Raw genomic sequence first — 2,468 nt, 5'->3', positions numbered from 1 at the left:
AGGGCCGGGAGGGCCGGGAGGGCCGGGAGGGCCGGGAGGGCCGGGCCTGGGGCCCAATCACAGCGCTGAACGGTTCCGCCGCTCTTTCATCGGCCACTACGTCCGCCGCTCCACGCGGCGCATCAGCAGCTTCCACCGCACCCTGACCACGGACGGCGCGCCCGTCGGCCTGCCCGGGAGCCAGGGCGCCTGCCCGGGAGCGACGGCGCCTGCCCGGGACCCAGGGCGCCTACGCGGGAGCGAGGGCGCCTGCCCGTGCGGCACGGAGTTCACCCCGCGGACCCCGCACCGCCCCGCTCCCGGTCAGGAGGCGAAGGCGAGGACCGCGTCCGCGACCGCCCTCGGGTTCTCCAGCGGCATCGCGTGCGTGGCGTCGATCTCCGCGACCGTCACGCCGGGCCGTTCCTCGGCCAGAGCGGCCAGTTCACGGGCGAGCCCCTCGGCGTAGGCGCCCGTCATCGCAGCGAACCGGTCCGAGCCGGGGGCGGACGGGCCGGACGGGCGGGTCCGCAGGGCACGGCCGAGCAGCAGTGGCGCGGTCATCCTCCGGAAGAGCGCGAAGAGGTCGAGCGACTCCGTTTCCGCCAGCATCCGCAGTCCGTCCTTGCACCCGGGCCGCAGCTCGAGCACGCCGTCGTCGCGCTCCCGCACGGAGCGCACCACCCCGGCCTCCAACAGCTCGTAAGGGATACCGAGTTGGTCGGAGATCGCGCGCTGTTCGGCGAGCAGCTCCTTGAGTCCGTCGGCGGACAGTTCCCTGCCCAGGCTCATGGCGCTCAACTGCCTTACCTCAGCGAGGTGTTGTACGACCAGGTCCGGATCGAGGCCCAGGTACTGGTCCGGGCGTCCCCACCCGAACCCGTCGAGGTTCACGGCGCCGGGGGTGACGTCCGGGTGCTCCAGCGCGTACAGCACGGCGAGCATGCCGCCGAGGGAGTGCCCGACCGGGAGGGCACCGGGGATCCCGTGCTCGGCCAGGATCTCCTCGAGGTCGCCGAGCACCGCCGGCAGGCTCCACGGACCTGAGGGTGAGAGGCCGTGGCCGCGCAGATCCACGGCCAGCACGCGGTGGCGCGCCGTGAGGAGCGGCGCGACGGCGGCCCAGTCGGCGAGCGTGCGTCCGGCGCCGTGGAGGAGCAGCAGGGGCGGTCCGTCGCCCCCGTGGTCGTGGACGGCCAGCGCGATGCGGTCTCCGGTCATGGGACGACAGTAGAGCGTCGTCCCGGCTTGCACACGGGTCTCCGTACGTCACGCTTGAGCCACTGAGGTCAGCGCGTTCCCGCCCCCAGGTGACCGCGCGGCGTGGGCGCGGACCCGCGGCCGGGCGGTGCCCGCATTCTCGTCGCATGCGAGCGGCACCGGGCCGCTCACAGCCGCACGGGAGAAATGCGATGCCGACACGCATGACACCCCTGAAGACGCCCCGGCCCCTGGCCGTGGCGGTCGTCCTGACCGCCGTGGTCGGCTCGACGGCGGTGGCCCAGCCGGTCGCCCGGGCCGATCTCCCGTCGGCATGCGCGCAGCGTCCCGCGCCCCGCTGCGCATCAGCAGGCACGCTCAAGGACAGCGGCGCGCGGAGCGCCTCAGTCGGCCTCGGGTCCGGCGGCGCGGACAGGTACACCGGCGGCATGACCGCCGGGAACCCGGTCAGGTGCCCGGGGTGAGCAGGTCCAGGGCTCGTTCCCAGGTGAACTCCGGGCGCATGCCGCCCTCGCCCACCGCTTTGGCGTAGGGATCCCCGAACCGCACACCCATGCCGCCCAGCCGTTCGAGGCTCGCCCGGTAGGCGGGATGGGCCGCCAACGCGTCGCCCACGCAGGGCAGGACGGCGATCGGGACGCCGAGCCCGGGAGCCTCGCACAGGGTGCCGAGCGCCAGGGTGTCGGCGATTCCGGCGGCCCACTTGTTGACGGTGTTGAAGGTGGCCGGGGCCACGACGACGGCGTCGGGGTCCGGGAACGGCCGTGGGTCGCCCGGGGTGCGCCAGGCGGACCGGATGGGGCGCCCCGTCTGTGCCTCGACCGCACTCGTGTCGAAGAAGCGGAGCGCCAGCGGTGTGGCGATGACGCCCACCGCCCAGTCGCGCTCCTGGGCTGCGGTGATCAGCTTGCTGACGTCCTGTGCGATGCCCGCGGCACAGACGACGACATACAGGAACGGCTTCGGGGCGCGTTCGGTCACGGCTACACTCCAGGGAAGGGCGAGAGGCGGGGTGGCCCGTCGGGCGGATGCCACCGTAAGCGGGGAACGACGGTTCTCTCATCGGGGTACGCCCGGGAGGCGCTCGTACATGGGCGGCGAACTCGTCGGCGACCGGGCGCCGGATGCGGCGGAGATGCTGTTCGCCACCTCACCACGGGGCCGACCCCGGGTGCGTGCGCACCAGCAGGCGTTCAAGATGTACCTGGCCGCTCCGGGGGCCGACGCGGGCTTCCCGCGCCCCGCGCCCCGCGCCCCGCGCCCCGCGC

3 protein-coding genes and 1 pseudogene are annotated in these 2,468 nt (G+C 74.3%); 2 read left to right on the top strand and 2 right to left on the bottom strand.

Annotated features, from left to right (window positions below):
* A pseudogene (locus AAW14_RS39135) lies at positions 1–289 on the top strand (hypothetical protein); the annotation flags it as partial.
* Positions 290–303: 14 nt separating this feature from the next.
* On the opposite strand, the gene AAW14_RS39130 reads toward AAW14_RS39135, so the two are convergent.
* Complete coding sequence (locus tag AAW14_RS39130) at positions 304–1,200, bottom strand: alpha/beta fold hydrolase (RefSeq protein WP_265569229.1); 897 nt, start codon at positions 1,198–1,200, stop codon at positions 304–306.
* A gap of 191 nt (positions 1,201–1,391) precedes the next feature.
* Between AAW14_RS39130 and AAW14_RS39125 the strand changes: the two genes are divergently transcribed.
* Positions 1,392–1,664: a hypothetical protein gene (locus AAW14_RS39125; RefSeq protein WP_265569228.1), complete on the top strand. Its 273-nt coding sequence runs from the start codon at positions 1,392–1,394 to the stop codon at positions 1,662–1,664.
* Here the strand turns inward: AAW14_RS39125 and AAW14_RS39120 are convergent.
* Positions 1,648–2,181 (bottom strand): flavoprotein, encoded by a 534-nt coding sequence (locus AAW14_RS39120; protein ID WP_265569227.1) that lies wholly within the window; start codon positions 2,179–2,181, stop codon positions 1,648–1,650. The two genes, AAW14_RS39125 and AAW14_RS39120, sit on opposite strands and share 17 nt — an antisense overlap.
* Positions 2,182–2,468 lie beyond the last annotated feature (287 nt).

Source organism: Streptomyces hygroscopicus (genome assembly GCF_026168105.1).
Taxonomy (GTDB): Bacteria; Actinomycetota; Actinomycetes; order Streptomycetales; family Streptomycetaceae; genus Streptomyces; species Streptomyces hygroscopicus_D.
Note: the sequence above shows the minus strand (reverse complement) of the source record. Positions and strands in the feature narration are given on the sequence as shown.